Origin of the sequence: Streptomyces tailanensis (genome assembly GCF_008386495.1) — a bacterium.
Lineage (GTDB): Bacteria > Actinomycetota > Actinomycetes > Streptomycetales > Streptomycetaceae > Streptomyces > Streptomyces tailanensis.
Genome location: NZ_VTHJ01000010.1, coordinates 1 through 14,099 on the forward strand (window position 1 = coordinate 1; position 14,099 = coordinate 14,099).

Genomic DNA, 14,099 nt, shown 5'->3' on the forward strand with positions numbered 1-14,099 from the left:
GGGGGTCCCCCCGCTCGAGCGAAGCCGAGAGTGGGGGAGCGTGCCGGGCGCCGCGGGTGCTGTGCGGGGCTTTCACCACACCCCCTGGCGGCAGCAGTCCGGGCGCCGCCTCCGCCGCCGCGCTCTCGTCGGCGTACGCCAGCACGGCCAGGGCACGCGCGCGGGGTGCCTCGACGAGTCGTACGGCCGCCTCCGTGAGCACCCCGAGCGTGCCCTCCGAACCGCAGAAGGAGCGGGCCACGTCCGCGCCCCTCTCGGGGAGCAGGGCGTCGAGCGCGTACCCCGAGATACGGCGGGGCAGGTCGGGGAAGCCGGTGCGCAGCAGCGCCAACTCCCGCTCCACCAGGGGGCGGAGGCCGTCGGGTGCGCCCGCCCACTCCCGGCCGAGTCTGCGCGCCTCGCCCCTCCCGTCGAGCACGGACAGCTGCCGTACACTGTCCGCCGTCGTACCCCAGGCCACCGAGTGCGAGCCGCAGGAGTTGTTGCCGATCATGCCGCCCAGGGTGCAGCGGCTGTGCGTGGACGGGTCCGGGCCGAAGCGGAGGCCGTGCGGGGCGGCGGCCTCCTGGAGGCGGTCCAGGACGAGGCCCGGCTGGACCACGGCCGTACGCGCCTCGGGGTCGAGCGACACCAGCCGGTTCATGTGACGGGTGAAGTCCAGCACCACGCCCGTACCCGTGGCCTGCCCGGCGATCGACGTACCGCCGCCGCGCGCCACGACCGGCACGCCGTGCGCACGGCACACCGACAGTACGGCCGCCACGTCGTCCGCGTCCCGGGGCGCGACCACGCCGAGCGGCACCCGCCGGTAGTTGGACGCGTCCATCGTCATAAGCGCCCGCGCGGTCGCGCCGAAGTCGACCTCGCCGCCCACGGCCGCCACCAGGGCGGCCCGCAGACCGCCTACGTCCACGTCGCCGCCGGGCCCGGCCCGGCCCCCGGCCCGGCCCTCGTCCCCACGACTCGTCGTGCCCCCGAATTCCGTCATGGATCCAGCATGCCCCCGACCACTGACAGTGACCATTCGGTGACGGTCTCCGTCAGGCCCGTGGCGCTCACCGGGGACGTTGCACGGATTCCGGGGAGCTAACCGGAAACCGCCCGACTCAGGTCACGAACTCCCATATAGTGACGGCCAATTGAGCACCAGGTGTCGCTTCTCGTTCAGGAACCGACCGTGTTACCGAGGCCAGGAACCGACTGCGTTACCGAGTTCAGAACCGACCGAGGACAGCAGCCCATGACCGCGCCCAGCCCCCCACGCCCCCCGGGCGAACGCCCGGCCCTGCGCTCGACGCTCCCCGCGCCCCTGGTCACCGCTGTGCTCGGCGCGGTCGTGGTCGGCGGTTCGGTCGCGCTGGTGCCGGAGTCCGTGAGACCGCCCCTGGCGGCCGGCGCGGGCGCGGCCGCCCTCCTGCTCACGGTCGCCGTCGCGCTCGCCGTCCACGCCCGGCAGTCGGTGCGACTGTTACGCCACCGCCTCGACGCCGTGTCCCGGGACGCCGGACTGCTGCTCCAGGAACGGGCCAGGATGGCGGAGGAATTCGGTCAGGAAAGGGGCCGGCTGACGGAGGAGTTCGTACAGGAACGGGCCCGGATCGCGGCCGAGTTCGCGCGGGAACGGACACGCCTGACCACCGAGTTCGAACGTGAGCGCGGGCGACTGGCCGAGGAGCGGGAGCAGGCGGCCGAGGAGACCGCCCAGGAGACTACCCGCCTCACCGAACGCGCCCGGCGGGCCGAGGCCGACCGCACCGCCGCCCTCGCCGTCACCGCCAACGTGGCCGGCCGTATGCAGGCCCTCGCCACCGGCACCCTCGCCGATCTGCGCGCCATGGAGGAACGTCACTCCGACGAGGACGTCCTCACCGACCTCCTCCACCTCGACCACCGCACCGCCCAGACGGGCCGGCTCGCCGACTCCGTCGCCGTCCTCGCGGGCGCGCGCTCCGGCCGCCGCTGGGCGCGGCCGATCCCCATGGAGTCGATCCTGCGCGGCGCGATGGGCCGCATCGGCGCCTACCGCCGGGTCCGGCTGCACTCCTCCAGCGAGTCCGCCGTCGCCGGACACGCCGCCGAGGGCGTCATGCACGCGCTCGCCGAACTCCTCGACAACGCGGCCAACTTCTCGCCCCCGACCGCCGAGGTCCACGTCTACGTGGAGGAGGTCCCGGCCGGCGCCATCATCTCCGTCGAGGACTCCGGCCTCGTCATGAGCGACGTCCAGCTCCGCCGCGCCGAACGCGCCGTCTCGGGCGAGTCCGCCGACCTCACCGGCCTCGCCGGCACCCGCCTCGGCCTCGCCGTCGTCGGCCGCCTCGCCCGCAAACACGGCCTGAAGGTCTCCTTCCGCCCCTCCGCCCGCGGCGGCACGGGCGTGCTGATGCTCATTCCCCAGGACGTCCTCGCCAGTACGGCGCCAACGGCCACGTCTCCCGCGGCTACCACGGCGTCCCCGGACGACTCGGCGACGTCGTACGGCCTCACGGCCCCCTACGACCTGAGCCCCGAACCGACGCCCACCCACGAGTTCCCGGCCACCGCCGAGGAGTTCCCGACAGGCCCCGACGCCCTCCCCCGGCGCCGCCGCGGCCGCTCCCTCGCCGAGGCCGAGGCCCGCACCGGCGCCCAGGCCGCCGACGCCAGCCCGGCGGCCCGCGACTCCCGCCCCGCCGAGGACGCCAGCACCGGCGCCGTCCGCTTCAGCAGCTTCCGCCGCGCGGTCCGCGGTACGAGCGGGCTCGACCAGGCGTTCGTCCAGGGGACGGCCGCGGAGGACGAGCCCGTACGGGATCCGGCGCGGGAACCCGCAAGGGACGTACCGGATACGACGCCGACACCGGCGCCCGCGCCCGCGCCCGCGCCCGCGCCCGCGGAGATCGTGAGCCATCCGATGCTGGAGCCGGTACGGGAACTGGAGTGGGGTGCCGTGCCGGAACCCAAGTGGGAGCCCGCGTGGGAGGCCGCCCCCGTCCCCGAACCCGGGTGGGAGCCCGAACCCGTACAGGGCGCGAAGTGGGACCCCGAGCCGACGCCGGAACCGGAGTGGGAGCTGGATCCCGTACGGGAACCCCACCCGGCACAGGCAGACCCACACTCCCCGGCCTCCCCCGCCCCGCACACGCATCCGACGTATCCGCACCCCCACCTGGAAGGCGACCCCACCCCATGACCGGCACTGGCGCCACCGCCGACGACAGGCTCACCTGGCTCATGGAGGGTTTGCTGGAACGCACTCCGGGCGCCCGCCACGCGCTCGTGCTCTCCCGGGACGGCCTGAAGTTGTGCCGTACGCCCGAGCTGTCCGTGGACCAGGCCGACCAGCTCGCCGCGATCGCCGCCGGTATCCAGTCGCTGTCCCACGGGGCGTCCGTGGAGTTCGGCGACGGCAGTGGGGGCGTACGGTCGGCGATGGCGGAGTTCTACGGCGGGGTGCTGTTCATCGTGGAGGCGGGCGAGGGCGCGCACCTGGCCGTGGTCACGGACGAGGACGCGGACGCCGGGCTCGTGGGCCACAACATGAGTGAGCTGGTCGAACAGCTGGGCGCGCACTTGAGCGCACGCCCGCGCCGACCGTCGAGTACGGATGCGCACACGATCATGTCGGCGACGACCGCCAACACCATCACGACGGCGACGATCACAACCATGGGGCCCCGTACGTCATGAGCCGCCCCGGAAGGGACGATTCGCCCGACCGGCTGTACACCCTCACCGGGGGACGCAGCCGTTCCGCGCCCGGAACCCCGTTCGACCTGGTGACCCTGGTCGTCGCCGAGTGCGATCCGGTGCCGGGCATGCAGTCGGAGCACACGACGATCCTGCGGCTGACGGAGCGGCCGACGGCGGTGGTGGAGATAGCCGCCGAGCTGGGGCTCCCGGTGAGCATCACCAAGGTCCTGCTCTCCGACCTCCTCACCGCGGGCCGGGTGAGCGCCCTGCAGCCGCACAAGGCCGCCATGATCGACCTCGACATCCTTGAGCAGGTACTAGTTGGACTTCGCAACCTCTGAGAACGACGGGCTCGGCGGGACGGCCGAACCCTGGCCCGAGCTCGGGCCAGGACCGGTCGCCCCTGTCCCCACCCCTATCCCCGTCTCCCTCCCAGGCCCCCTCTTCCGCTCCGAACCCGCCCCCCTGTACCGGCAGTTGCGACGCGAGTACGGCGAGGTCGTCCCCGTACTACTGGACGGCGGGATACCGGCCTGGCTGGTGCTGGGCTATCGCGAGCTGCACCAGGTGACCAGTGATCCGGCGCTGTTCAGCCGGGACTCGGCGCTGTGGAACCAGTGGCCGAACATCCCCGCCGACTGGCCGCTGCTCCCGGTGATCGGCCGGAAGCACCCCTCGGTCATCGGCACGGTCGGCGAGCGGCACCGGAAGCGGGCTGCGATGGTGAGCGCGGCGCTGGAGGCGGTGGACCCGCTCGAACTGCGCGGCCACGCCGAACGGTTCGCCGACGAGCTGATCGACGCGGTGTGCGGGGCGGGCGAGGCGGACCTGGTGACGCAGTACGCGGCGCTGCTGCCGGTCCGCGTGCTGGCGTACCTCTTCGGCTTCCCGGAGGAGCAGGGCCCCGGTCTGGTGACGGCGTTGAACGACATCCTCGACGGCCAGGACCGGGCCATGGCGGCGGAGGCGTACGTGTCGACGGCGATGGGCCGCCTGGTGGAGGAACGCCGGCGCCACCCGGCGGACGACGTGGTGTCCCGCCTCCTGTCGAACTCGAACTCGCACGGCTTCACGGTCGAGGAGGTCACCCACGACGTGACGGTCATGCTGGCCGCCGGTCACCAGCCGACCGCCGACTGGATCGGCAACTCGCTGCGGCTGATGCTGACGGACGACCGTTTCGCGGCCTCCCTCTTCGGCGGCCGCAGCAGCGTGGCGGAGGCCATGAACGAGGTGCTGTGGGAGGACGCCCCCATCCAGAACGCCGCCGGCCGCTGGACCACCCGCGACACCCGCCTCGCTGGCCACGCCCTCCGCGCCGGCGACCTGATCGTCCTCGGCCTCCAGGGCGCCAACTCCGACCCCCGCGTCCGCACCCACGGCTCCGCCCTCACCGGCGGCAACAACGCCCACTTCTCCTTCAGCCACGGCGAACACCGCTGCCCGTTCCCGGCCCAGGAACTCGCCGAGGTCATCGCCCGCACGGGCATCGAGGTCGTACTGGACCGACTCCCGGACATCGACCTGGCGGTCCCGCCGGAGTCCCTGACACGACGAACATCTCCGTGGCTACGCGGCCTGGTGGGATTGCCGGTGCACTTCACACCAACCCCAGCCCGCGCCCCTTAAGGGGCGCGGGGCTGTATCAATATGCGGCTCCGCCGCGTGGGCGCGACAAGCCACGAATCACCCGCAGCCGCCACACACACCGGAGCGCCGAGCTATCAGGCACCCAACCGAGCGACGGACGCAGCCACCCATCTCATCCGCCGGACGACGTTTCGCCGAGGTTTCGCGGAGCCGCTAGGCTCCAGCCCGTGGCTGATATCCAGATCCCCGCTGACATCAAGCCCGCCGACGGACGTTTCGGCGCGGGCCCCTCCAAGGTGCGGACGGAGGCGCTGGACGCGCTGGCCGCGACCGGTACCTCCCTGCTCGGAACCTCCCACCGCCAGGCCCCGGTGAAGAACCTCGTCGGCCAGGTGCGCGAGGGCATCAGCGAACTGTTCTCCCTCCCCGAGGGCTACGAGGTCATCCTCGGCAACGGCGGCTCGACGGCCTTCTGGGACATCGCGACCCACGGCCTGATCGAGAACAAGAGCCAGCACCTCACGTTCGGCGAGTTCAGCTCGAAGTTCGCGAAGGCCTCGAAGCTGGCCCCCTGGCTGGCCGAGCCCACGGTCATCTCCTCCGACCCGGGCACGCACCCGGAGCCGCGGGCCGAGGCGGGCGTGGATGTCTACGCCTTCACCCACAACGAGACCTCGACGGGTGTCGCGGCCCCGCTGAAGCGCGTCGCGGGCGCCGACGAGGGCGCCCTGGTCCTGGTCGACGCCACGTCCGGCGCCGGCGGCCTCCCGGTCGACATCACCGAGACGGACGTCTACTACTTCGCCCCGCAGAAGTCCTTCGCCTCGGACGGCGGCCTCTGGATCGGCGTCTTCTCCCCGGCGGCGATCGAGCGAGCCGAGCGCATCCACACGTCCGGGCGCCACATCCCGGAGTTCTTCTCGCTCCCCACGGCGATCGACAACTCCCGCAAGAACCAGACGTACAACACCCCGGCCCTCGCGACCCTCTTCCTCCTGAACCAGCAGCTGGAGTGGATCAACGGCCAGGGCGGCCTCGCCTGGTCGACGGCCCGGACGAAGGACTCCTCGACCCGCCTCTACACCTGGGCGGAGGAGTCCAAGCACGCGACCCCGTTCGTCACGGACCCCGCCAAGCGCTCCCAGGTCATCGGCACGATCGACTTCTCCGACGACATCGACGCCGCCGCCATCGCCAAGACCCTCCGCGCCAACGGCATCGTCGACACCGAGCCCTACCGCAAGCTCGGCCGCAACCAGCTCCGCGTGGCGATGTTCCCGGCGATCGCCCCGGACGACGTCGAGGCGCTCACGAAGTGCGTCGACTACGTGATCGAGAAGCTCTGATCACTCCCGTACGACGCTGAAGGGCGCCCGGTGACCATCACCGGGCGCCCTTCGCGCGTCCTGAGGGCGTTGTCAGCCGCGGAAGCCGAGGATGCCGTGCAGGGTGTCACCGCTCGTCGCGGCGGCCCCCGGTGCCGTGCTCAGCGTCGACTGCGCCGAGTTCTGCTGCGCGGCCTGCGGCTTCGGGTCGGGCAGCTTCTTGCAGACGGCGTCGACGTTGCCCTTGCCGCGGGGCACCTTGCCGTTGCTGAGGTACGTCGCCAGGTACTTGTCGAGGCAGGTGTTGCCGCTCAGCGTGATGCCGTGGTTGCCGCCGCCCTGTTCGACGACCAGGCTGGACTTCTTGAGCAGCTTGTGGACGGTGACGCCGCCCTGGTACGGGGTGGCCGCGTCGCCCGTCGCCTGGAACAGCAGTACCGGCGGCAGCTTGGAGTTGGCGACGTTCACCGGCTTCAGCGACTTCGTCGGCCAGAACGCGCACGGCGCGTTGTACCAGGCGTTGTTCCAGGCCATGAACGGCGCCTTCTTGTGCACCGCCCAGTTGTCCTTGGTCCACTTCTTCCAGTCGCGCGGCCAGGACGCGTCACGGCACTGCACCGAGGTGTAGATGCTGTAGCCGTTGTCGCCGGAGGAGTCGACGGCGGCGAAGTTCTCGTACGACTCGACCAGCGGGGCCTCGTCCTTGTCGTTCACGTAGGCCGCGAACGCCTCGGCGAGGTAGGGCCAGTAGCCGTTGTAGTACCCACCCGGGATGAAGGTGTCCTCCAGCTCGGAGACGCCCACCTTTCCGCCCGCGGGCTTCTTGGCGAGGGCCGCCCGCATGGCGTACCACTTGGCCTCGATCTTGGCGGGGTCGGTGCCGAGCTTGTAGGTGGAGTTGTACTTGGCGACCCACTTCATGAACGCCTTGTGGCGCTTGTCGAAGGCGTAGTCCTGGTCGAGGTTGTCCTCGTACCAGACACCCGTCGGGTCGACGATCGAGTCCAGCACCAGACGCCGCACCCGCTCGGGGTACAGCTTGGCGTAGACCGCGCCGAGGTAGGTGCCGTACGAGTAACCGAAGTAGTTGATCTTCTTCGCGCCGAGGGCCTTCCGGATCGAGTCCAGGTCCTTCACGGCACTGATCGTGTTGATGTACGGCAGGACGTCCTTGTACTTCGTGCCGCAGGACTTGGCGAAGGCCTTGGCACGCGAGACGTTGGCCTTCTCGATCGCGGACGTGCTGGGCACAGAGTCCGGGCGCACCGGGTTGAAGTACCCCGGCTTGCAGTTCAGGGCGGGCTTGCTGGCACCCACTCCGCGCGGGTCAAAACCGATGACGTCGTACTGGGCCGCCACCTTCTTCGGCAGCGAGGAGGCGACGAATCCGGCCAGCGTCAGACCGCTGCCGCCGGGGCCTCCGGGGTTGACCAGCAGCGGGCCCTGGTACGTCTTCGACGTGTGCGGCACGCGCGACAACGCCAGCGTGATCTTCTTCCCGCTCGGCTTCGCGTAGTTGAGCGGCACCTTCACCGACGCGCACTGGAGCGTCGGGTATTGGTCCGTGGCGCACTTCTTCCAGGTGACCTTCGCGGCGGCTGCCTGGACGGTGTTCGCGGAGTGCGACGCGCTGGCGTTGGCGGGGACGGCGGTGAGCGTCCCGGCCAGGACAACGCCGGCGCCGCACAGCACGGCTGCGCTTCTTCTCATGGAGTTCTCTCGCAACGGTGAGGGGGGTTCACGGGCCGCGAGGTACGCGGCCCGTGCCGCATGGTTCCGGAAGAGCACGCCACACAAAGACTTATTCGACCAAGACTTGACCGAATCGAGTCATTGTTTACTCTCAAATGGCTCATAGAAAGGGGCAGTTGTATCAAAACGGGACATGCCCCCAGCCCCCGACGATGAGGGCGCCCTGCGAGCACCCGGGCGCCCCCATCTCACGCCGCGGTCACGCCGCCGCACAGCTCACGCTCGGCACACCTCCGCCCCCGGGGGCGCCCCCGAAGCCGAAGCTCGCCGAACCGCCGCTCGGGATCGCGCCGTTGTGTGCGGCGTTGGTCGCCGTCACCGTCGCCCCGGACTGCGTGTACGTCGCGTTCCACATGTTCGTGACCTGCTGGGAGCCGGGCCAGGACCAGGTCACCCTCCAGGAACCGATAGCGGGCGTACCAGTGTTGGTGACCTTCACCTCGGCGTTGAAGCCGCTGCCCCAGTCGTTGCTGACGGTGTAGGCGGCGGTGCAGGTGGCCGTTCCGCCGCCCGGGTCTCCGGGGTCGTCGGGATCACCGGGGTCACCGCCGCCGCCTGCCGGGAAGCCCGGGGCCTTGATGCTCGTCAGGTAGCCGTCCTTGACGGTGTCCACGGTCTGCCAGTCGTCCTTCAGGATGCCGCCGGTGTCACCGGAGTTGGGGTTCCAGGACCAGAAGGTCCAGTGGAAGGAGTCGTTGCCGTAGGTGGAGGTCGAGCGCAGGTACGTCACCAGGGCGGCGAGCCAGCGCTGGTCGATCGTCGACTGGAGGGTCGTACCGAACTCGCCGAGCCAGACGGGGGCGATGTTCTGCTTGAAGATGTAGCCCCAGTACCGGTCCCAGATGCCGGGCATGTTGGCGGGGAAGGACGGGTCGTTGAACCAGCTCTGCTGGGCCACGCTGGTCGCGTAGTCGTGGGCGGAGTAGACGAGGCGGTTGGGGACGTCGAGTCGTACGGGGTGCTCGGCGACGCCCATGAGGTTGCCGCCCCACCAGCCCGACACGCCGTTGTACGTCTGGATGCCCTCGACGAGGATCAGCAGGTCGGGGTTGACGGAGAGTACGGCGTTGCCCGCGCGCTCGGCGGCCAGCCGCCAGTCCCTCGTCGTGTCGCCGCAGCCCCAGCAGGCGGGGTCGTGGGGCTCGTTGTGGAGGTCGATGCCGACGACGGTCGAGTTGCCCTTGTACCGGGTCGCGAGCGCCTTGAGGTTGGTGATCCACGTCGACTCGGGGACCGCCGAGGTGTACCAGAGCGCCGACTGGCCCGCCGCGTCCGGGCGGTGCCGGTCGAGGATGACCTTCAGGCCGCTCTGACCGGCGTACGCGACGATCTTGTCCAGCACCTGGAGGGAGTTGAGCCCTTGCAGATCGGCGTTCTTGCCGTCGGCGAAGTTGATGCTGTCGGGGGCGGCGCCGGGCTTGAGGATGTCGTCGCTGAACGGCATGCGGATGGTGTTGTAGCCCAGCGACTTCATCTGGTCGATCATGCTCTTGTAGTCGCGGGTCCACAGGCCGTGGGTCACGCGGTTGCTCGTCTCGAAGCCGAACCAGTTGATACCGGCGATACGGACCGACTGGCCGGCCGCGTCCAGGATCTGGCGGCCGTTGGTGTGCCAGTAGCCGGCGCCGGCCTCGGCCTCCGCCGCGTGAGCGGTCGTCTGGGTTGCCACCAGCGGTAAGAGGAGCGCCGCCGCCATCGCGCACAGCGCTCTTCGCAAGCTGCGGAACATGTCGCTGCTTCCTCTCGGGAGGGATCGTTGGGACCCCGGGAGCGGGGAGAGAGGCACGGACCCGGAACCGAGGTGGGAGCGCTCCCACCTGCCCGCATCCCCCATGGAAGCAGGTCGCATGAACACGTCAAGGCGTCCGGCGTCACTTTGGTACGCCGGATGCCCCTCACCCTTCCACCGGCCGTAGGTCAGCGGCTCAGCTTCTGGAACCTCCGTACCGCCAGCGGCAGGAAGATAAGCGTCAGTACCAGCGGCCAGACCCCGGCCATCAGCAGGGCGTGCTGCTCGACCCAGGAGTCGCCGATGACCGGTGCGCCGAACAACTCGCGCGTCGCCGCGGCCGTGGAGGAGATGGGGTTCCATGCGGCGACCCAGCCCAGCCAGTCGGGCATCAGCTCAGGGGCGACCATCAGGCTGGAGATCATGGTCAGCGGGAAGGCGACCGCGAAGAGACCCCCCGCCGCCTCCGGGTTGGGGACGAGCAGGCCCAGCCACACGCCGATCCAGATCAGGGCGAAGCGGAGCCAGAGGAGCAGGCCGAAGGCGGCCAGGAAGCCGAGGCCGGCGTCCGGGCGCCAGCCCATCGCGAAGGCGGTCAGCATCATGATGGCCAACTCCGCGCAGGCGGCGAGCAGATCGGTGATTCCCCGCCCCGCGACCACCGCCGACGGCGCCATCGGCATGGAGCGGAAGCGGTCGATGACGCCCTTGGTGGAGTCGTAGACCACGAGGGTCGCCGTGTTGATGAAGCCGAACGCCATCGTCATCACGAACATGCCCGGCATCAGGAAGTCCCGGTAGTTCCCGCCGCCCGGCACCTGCATCGCGCTGCCGAAGACATAGCCGTAGAGGAGGACGGAGAGGATCGGGAAGCCGAGCTGCCAGGCGATGTTGACCGGCTGGCGCTGGATGGGGGTCCCCCAGGCCGTTCAGGCACTGGGGGAGGGTGAGGCCACGGCAGACGATGTTCCAGCAGTCGGCGAGCAGCCAGTACGTACGGCCGTGCCGCGCGGGCAGGTGGAGACCGACCTGGTTCGGATCGACCGGGCCCGGACCGACCTGGTTGGTAACTACTGCTTCATTTGTTGGCCATGGCTGGCCGGAGTATCCCTCGTCAGGGTGAACGGGGCCGGTTACCGGGATTCCGCGGGTGCAGGAACGCATGATTGGTACTGGCAACCGGGTTCGTGAGCCGGAGGGGAAGGGGTGGCCGGTGGCGCGTCAGCGTGGGAGGAAGCGTGCGTTGCGTACGATCGCAGCCCCGTTCACCGTGGCCGCGCCCCCGGGTGCCCGGATCCGGGACCGGCTGCGTGTCGATGCCCCGGATCAGAAGGTCCTCACCCTGGTCGGGCAGCATCTCGGCCGTCATCAGCGGGCCGATCTCACCGAGCGCATCTCGATCGGCCTGGTGGCGGTGAAGGACAACCGGCGGGCCGAGCGGAAGAAGAACCTGACAGCGGTGTCGTCGTCCCGCTGGGCGGGGGCGATGACCCGCACCAGCGAGGACCAGTACCAGCTCAGCATGCGCTGCCTGTACGACGAGCGTGCCGGGCTCCGGCGCGCCATCGCAAAGATCACCCGTCGTCTCGCGGTGCCGTGCGGGCAGCGCACGGGCCGGGTGCGCGGCTACCGGGACCAGGGCGAACGCTTCAACAAGCAGCAACGTCTGCAGGCCCTTCAGGCCCGTCTTGCCGTGGTCGAGCAGCGCATCACCGAGGGCCGGCCGCCGGTGGTCATGGGTGGCCGCCGTACGGCGAGGATGCGGCACAACCTGGCCCATGCGCAGCTCACGGCCGAGGACTGGCGCAGGCGGTGGGATGCGGCCCGGCTGTTCCTGACCGCGGACGGCGAGTCCGGTGCCCCGCACGGCAACTACACCATCACGGTCGACCCGGCGGAGGCAGCGTGACCATCGTGCTGCCCGAACCGCTCAGGCATCTCGCGAACCAGCCGCGCGGCCGCTACCGGCTGACCTGCACCGTCACCTTCTCCCACCGCAGGCAGGAGTGGCTGGACCGCGCCTGCGCCAACCGGTCCGTGCGCTACGACATCGTCCACGACCCCGTACGCGACCGCTGGTACTGCGACGCCTCATGGTCAGCAGCGAAGACGACGCCGCCCTCGCCGCAGGAGATCCGGGCGGCAGGCAGGCGCCTGCTCGCGGTCGACCTCAACGCCGACCACCTCGCCGCCTGCGTGCTCGACGTGCACGGCAACCCACTCGGCGAACCCCTCACGGTGCCGCTGGAGTTGACCGGCACCGCCTCCCGGCGGGACGGCAGACTACGGGCAGCTGTCACCTCACTGATCCAGCTGGCCCAGGCACACGGCTGTACCGGGTTCGTGATCGAGAACCTGGGCTTCACCGACGCCAGGCAGACCGGCCGGGAGACGATGGGCCGCGGCCGGCGCGGCAAGGCCTTCCGCCGCACGGTGGCCGGTATCCCCACCGCCAGGTTCCGGGAACGGCTGCGCGGCATGACCTACCACCACGGGCTGGTCGTCATCGCCGTCGACCCGGCCTACACCTCCCGCTGGGGCGCCCAGCACTGGCAGGCACCACTCAACGACAAATCGAAGACCACCGTCACCCGGCATCACGCGGCCGCGGTGGCGATCGGACGACGCGCCCTAGGGCATCGGATCCGGCGTCGGCCAGGTGTGACCGCTTCCGACCGGAGGATCGGACAGCGGAGAGCTACCGGCCAGACCGCATTCGACCCCAGGGCGCGCGGGACCACGAGCCCACCCAGGATCACAGGCACGCCCCACCAGGGCGGCAAGACCTGCCGGAGCCGAAGTGACCAGCTCGTGCTGTTCCCCGCGCCCAGGACCGTTCGGGGTGCCCCCGGCGCCAGACACCTCACACCTGGCCCGGAATGTGCTGATGCGGCCAACACCGGCCAACAACACTAGGAACGGTTGCAGCGGATTCTGGACGGGCTGGAGGTGCTGGTCGTCCGGCGGGCCGGGGGTCGTGTGTGTAGATCACGACGACGGTCGGCGTGCGCGTTTGAGGCCCCATACGACGACGACCGCCCCGGCGAGCGCGAGTGCTCCGACCTTGACGCCGGAGCTGACACCCTCGCCGTCCGCCTGCGCGGTGTCCGAGCCGCCGTCGCCGTCGCCGGAGGAGGAGTCGGAGCCGCCGCCGGCCGAGCCGTCGCCCGGTACGTCGCGGGCCACGACCGAGCTGCCCTGGCCCTCACTGCCGTACATGATCTTGGAGCCGTCGGTGGTGAAGGTCAGCGACTCCCCCTGCCGTTGCAAGGGCACATGCAGCCGCTCGACCTTCTTGATCTTGCCGTCGTTCCAGTCGTAGAGGATGCCTCCGAAGTAGGCGCGCAGGGCGAGTTGCTTGCCGTCGGGCGAGAACGCGCCGTCGGTGACCTCCAGGTCGGGGACGGAGGCGACGCGCTTGAAGACGTTCGTGCCGGAGGCGGAGAGTTCGGCGGGGCCCTCGTACAACGACCCCCCGTTCTCGTTCTTGTCGGCGATGTACACCCGCCCCGTCTTCGGATGCACCATCAGCGCCTCCGCGTCCCGCGCCCCGTCCTCGTACTTCACCACGTACTGCGTGGCCCGGATCGTCTGGTCCTTCAGCTCCTTCGGCTCCGGGAGGTCGTAGATCCACACGTACGCCCAGGTTCCGCCGAGATTGTCGCCGATGTCACCGACGTAGAGGTGGTTGTCCGGGCCGATCGAGATCGCCTCGACGTCACGCGGCGTGCCGACACCGGTCAGCGTGACGGTGGCGACGGTCTCCCCCGTCTTGCTGTCGACGGCGTAGAGGTACGCCCCGTCGTCGCTGTCGTTGTGGGTCCAGTAGACCCCCGGGTGCTGACGGGAGGCGGCGAGCCCGCTGGACTCGGTGATCCCCGGGTCCTTCATCGTGAACCCTTCGTCGCCGTCATCGGCGACCGCGGGGGGCGCCGCCACGGCGGCGAACAGGATCACGGAGAGCGCGGCCAGGCCCGCGAGGCCTGTGCGGAGGGGGTGTGGACGGCGCATGCCCTCAACCCTGCCATGTC

The 14,099-nt window shown here is 70.5% G+C and carries 11 protein-coding genes and 1 pseudogene; 7 read left to right on the top strand and 5 right to left on the bottom strand.

The genetic code is table 11. The features are described 5' to 3' along the window. The coding region (locus F3T56_RS10355; RefSeq protein WP_425473556.1) for an FAD-binding oxidoreductase at nucleotides 1–988 on the bottom strand (988 nt) is incomplete at its 3' end. Nucleotides 989–1,240: 252 nt separating this feature from the next. Here F3T56_RS10355 and F3T56_RS10360 point away from each other — a divergent pair. The 5 genes from F3T56_RS10360 (at nucleotide 1,241) to serC (ending at nucleotide 6,608) form a co-directional block, all read left to right on the top strand. Next, nucleotides 1,241–3,172: a sensor histidine kinase gene (locus F3T56_RS10360; protein ID WP_149824576.1), complete on the top strand. Its 1,932-nt coding sequence runs from the start codon at nucleotides 1,241–1,243 to the stop codon at nucleotides 3,170–3,172. Next, nucleotides 3,169–3,669: a roadblock/LC7 domain-containing protein gene (locus tag F3T56_RS10365; RefSeq protein ID WP_246203550.1), complete on the top strand. Its 501-nt coding sequence runs from the start codon at nucleotides 3,169–3,171 to the stop codon at nucleotides 3,667–3,669. The genes F3T56_RS10360 and F3T56_RS10365 overlap by 4 nt, the downstream gene beginning before the upstream one ends. Next, nucleotides 3,666–4,013 carry a DUF742 domain-containing protein gene (locus F3T56_RS10370; RefSeq protein WP_149824577.1) on the top strand — a complete coding sequence of 116 codons (348 nt, stop codon included), beginning with the start codon at nucleotides 3,666–3,668 and terminating at the stop codon, nucleotides 4,011–4,013. Before F3T56_RS10365 ends, F3T56_RS10370 begins: the two co-directional genes overlap by 4 nt. A gap of 76 nt (nucleotides 4,014–4,089) precedes the next feature. After that, the gene (locus F3T56_RS10375) at nucleotides 4,090–5,301 is read left to right on the top strand and encodes a cytochrome P450 (protein ID WP_149824707.1); all 1,212 of its coding nucleotides are present in this window, start codon (nucleotides 4,090–4,092) and stop codon (nucleotides 5,299–5,301) included. A gap of 188 nt (nucleotides 5,302–5,489) precedes the next feature. After that, nucleotides 5,490–6,608, top strand: coding sequence for a phosphoserine transaminase (gene serC, locus F3T56_RS10380; RefSeq protein WP_149824578.1), 1,119 nt, complete (start codon nucleotides 5,490–5,492; stop codon nucleotides 6,606–6,608). A gap of 72 nt (nucleotides 6,609–6,680) precedes the next feature. Here serC and F3T56_RS10385 read toward each other — a convergent pair whose 3' ends face one another. From F3T56_RS10385 to F3T56_RS10395, 3 genes and pseudogenes are all read right to left on the bottom strand, one after another. Continuing rightward, nucleotides 6,681–8,297: an alpha/beta hydrolase gene (locus tag F3T56_RS10385; RefSeq protein WP_149824579.1), complete on the bottom strand. Its 1,617-nt coding sequence runs from the start codon at nucleotides 8,295–8,297 to the stop codon at nucleotides 6,681–6,683. A gap of 241 nt (nucleotides 8,298–8,538) precedes the next feature. After that, nucleotides 8,539–10,068 (bottom strand): cellulase family glycosylhydrolase, encoded by a 1,530-nt coding sequence (locus F3T56_RS10390; RefSeq protein WP_149824580.1) that lies wholly within the window; start codon nucleotides 10,066–10,068, stop codon nucleotides 8,539–8,541. A gap of 188 nt (nucleotides 10,069–10,256) precedes the next feature. Continuing rightward, nucleotides 10,257–11,085 (bottom strand): annotated as a pseudogene (locus tag F3T56_RS10395) (ABC transporter permease). Between the two features lie 226 nt (nucleotides 11,086–11,311). Between F3T56_RS10395 and F3T56_RS46940 the strand changes: the two are divergent. Both F3T56_RS46940 and F3T56_RS46945 read left to right on the top strand, forming a co-directional pair. Beyond that, entirely contained in the window at nucleotides 11,312–11,977 is a 666-nt protein-coding gene (locus F3T56_RS46940) for a hypothetical protein (RefSeq protein WP_216372949.1), read from the top strand. Continuing rightward, nucleotides 11,974–12,984 (top strand): hypothetical protein, encoded by a 1,011-nt coding sequence (locus F3T56_RS46945; RefSeq protein WP_216372950.1) that lies wholly within the window; start codon nucleotides 11,974–11,976, stop codon nucleotides 12,982–12,984. The genes F3T56_RS46940 and F3T56_RS46945 overlap by 4 nt, the downstream gene beginning before the upstream one ends. A 72-nt stretch (nucleotides 12,985–13,056) precedes the next feature. Here the strand turns inward: F3T56_RS46945 and F3T56_RS10405 are convergent, their stop codons facing one another. Then, on the bottom strand, nucleotides 13,057–14,079 hold the full coding sequence (locus tag F3T56_RS10405) for a WD40 repeat domain-containing protein (RefSeq protein WP_149824581.1): 1,023 nt from the start codon (nucleotides 14,077–14,079) through the stop codon (nucleotides 13,057–13,059). Between the last annotated feature and the right edge of the window lie 20 nt (nucleotides 14,080–14,099).

Coding starts and splice junctions, on each gene's coding strand:
- F3T56_RS10360 (WP_149824576.1), top strand. CDS start 1,241: ATGACCGCGCCCAGCCCCCCACGCCCCCCGGGCGAACGCCCGGCCCTG.
- F3T56_RS10365 (WP_246203550.1), top strand. CDS start 3,169: ATGACCGGCACTGGCGCCACCGCCGACGACAGGCTCACCTGGCTCATG.
- F3T56_RS10370 (WP_149824577.1), top strand. CDS start 3,666: ATGAGCCGCCCCGGAAGGGACGATTCGCCCGACCGGCTGTACACCCTC.
- F3T56_RS10385 (WP_149824579.1), bottom strand. CDS start 8,297: ATGAGAAGAAGCGCAGCCGTGCTGTGCGGCGCCGGCGTTGTCCTGGCC.
- F3T56_RS10390 (WP_149824580.1), bottom strand. CDS start 10,068: ATGTTCCGCAGCTTGCGAAGAGCGCTGTGCGCGATGGCGGCGGCGCTC.
- F3T56_RS10405 (WP_149824581.1), bottom strand. CDS start 14,079: ATGCGCCGTCCACACCCCCTCCGCACAGGCCTCGCGGGCCTGGCCGCG.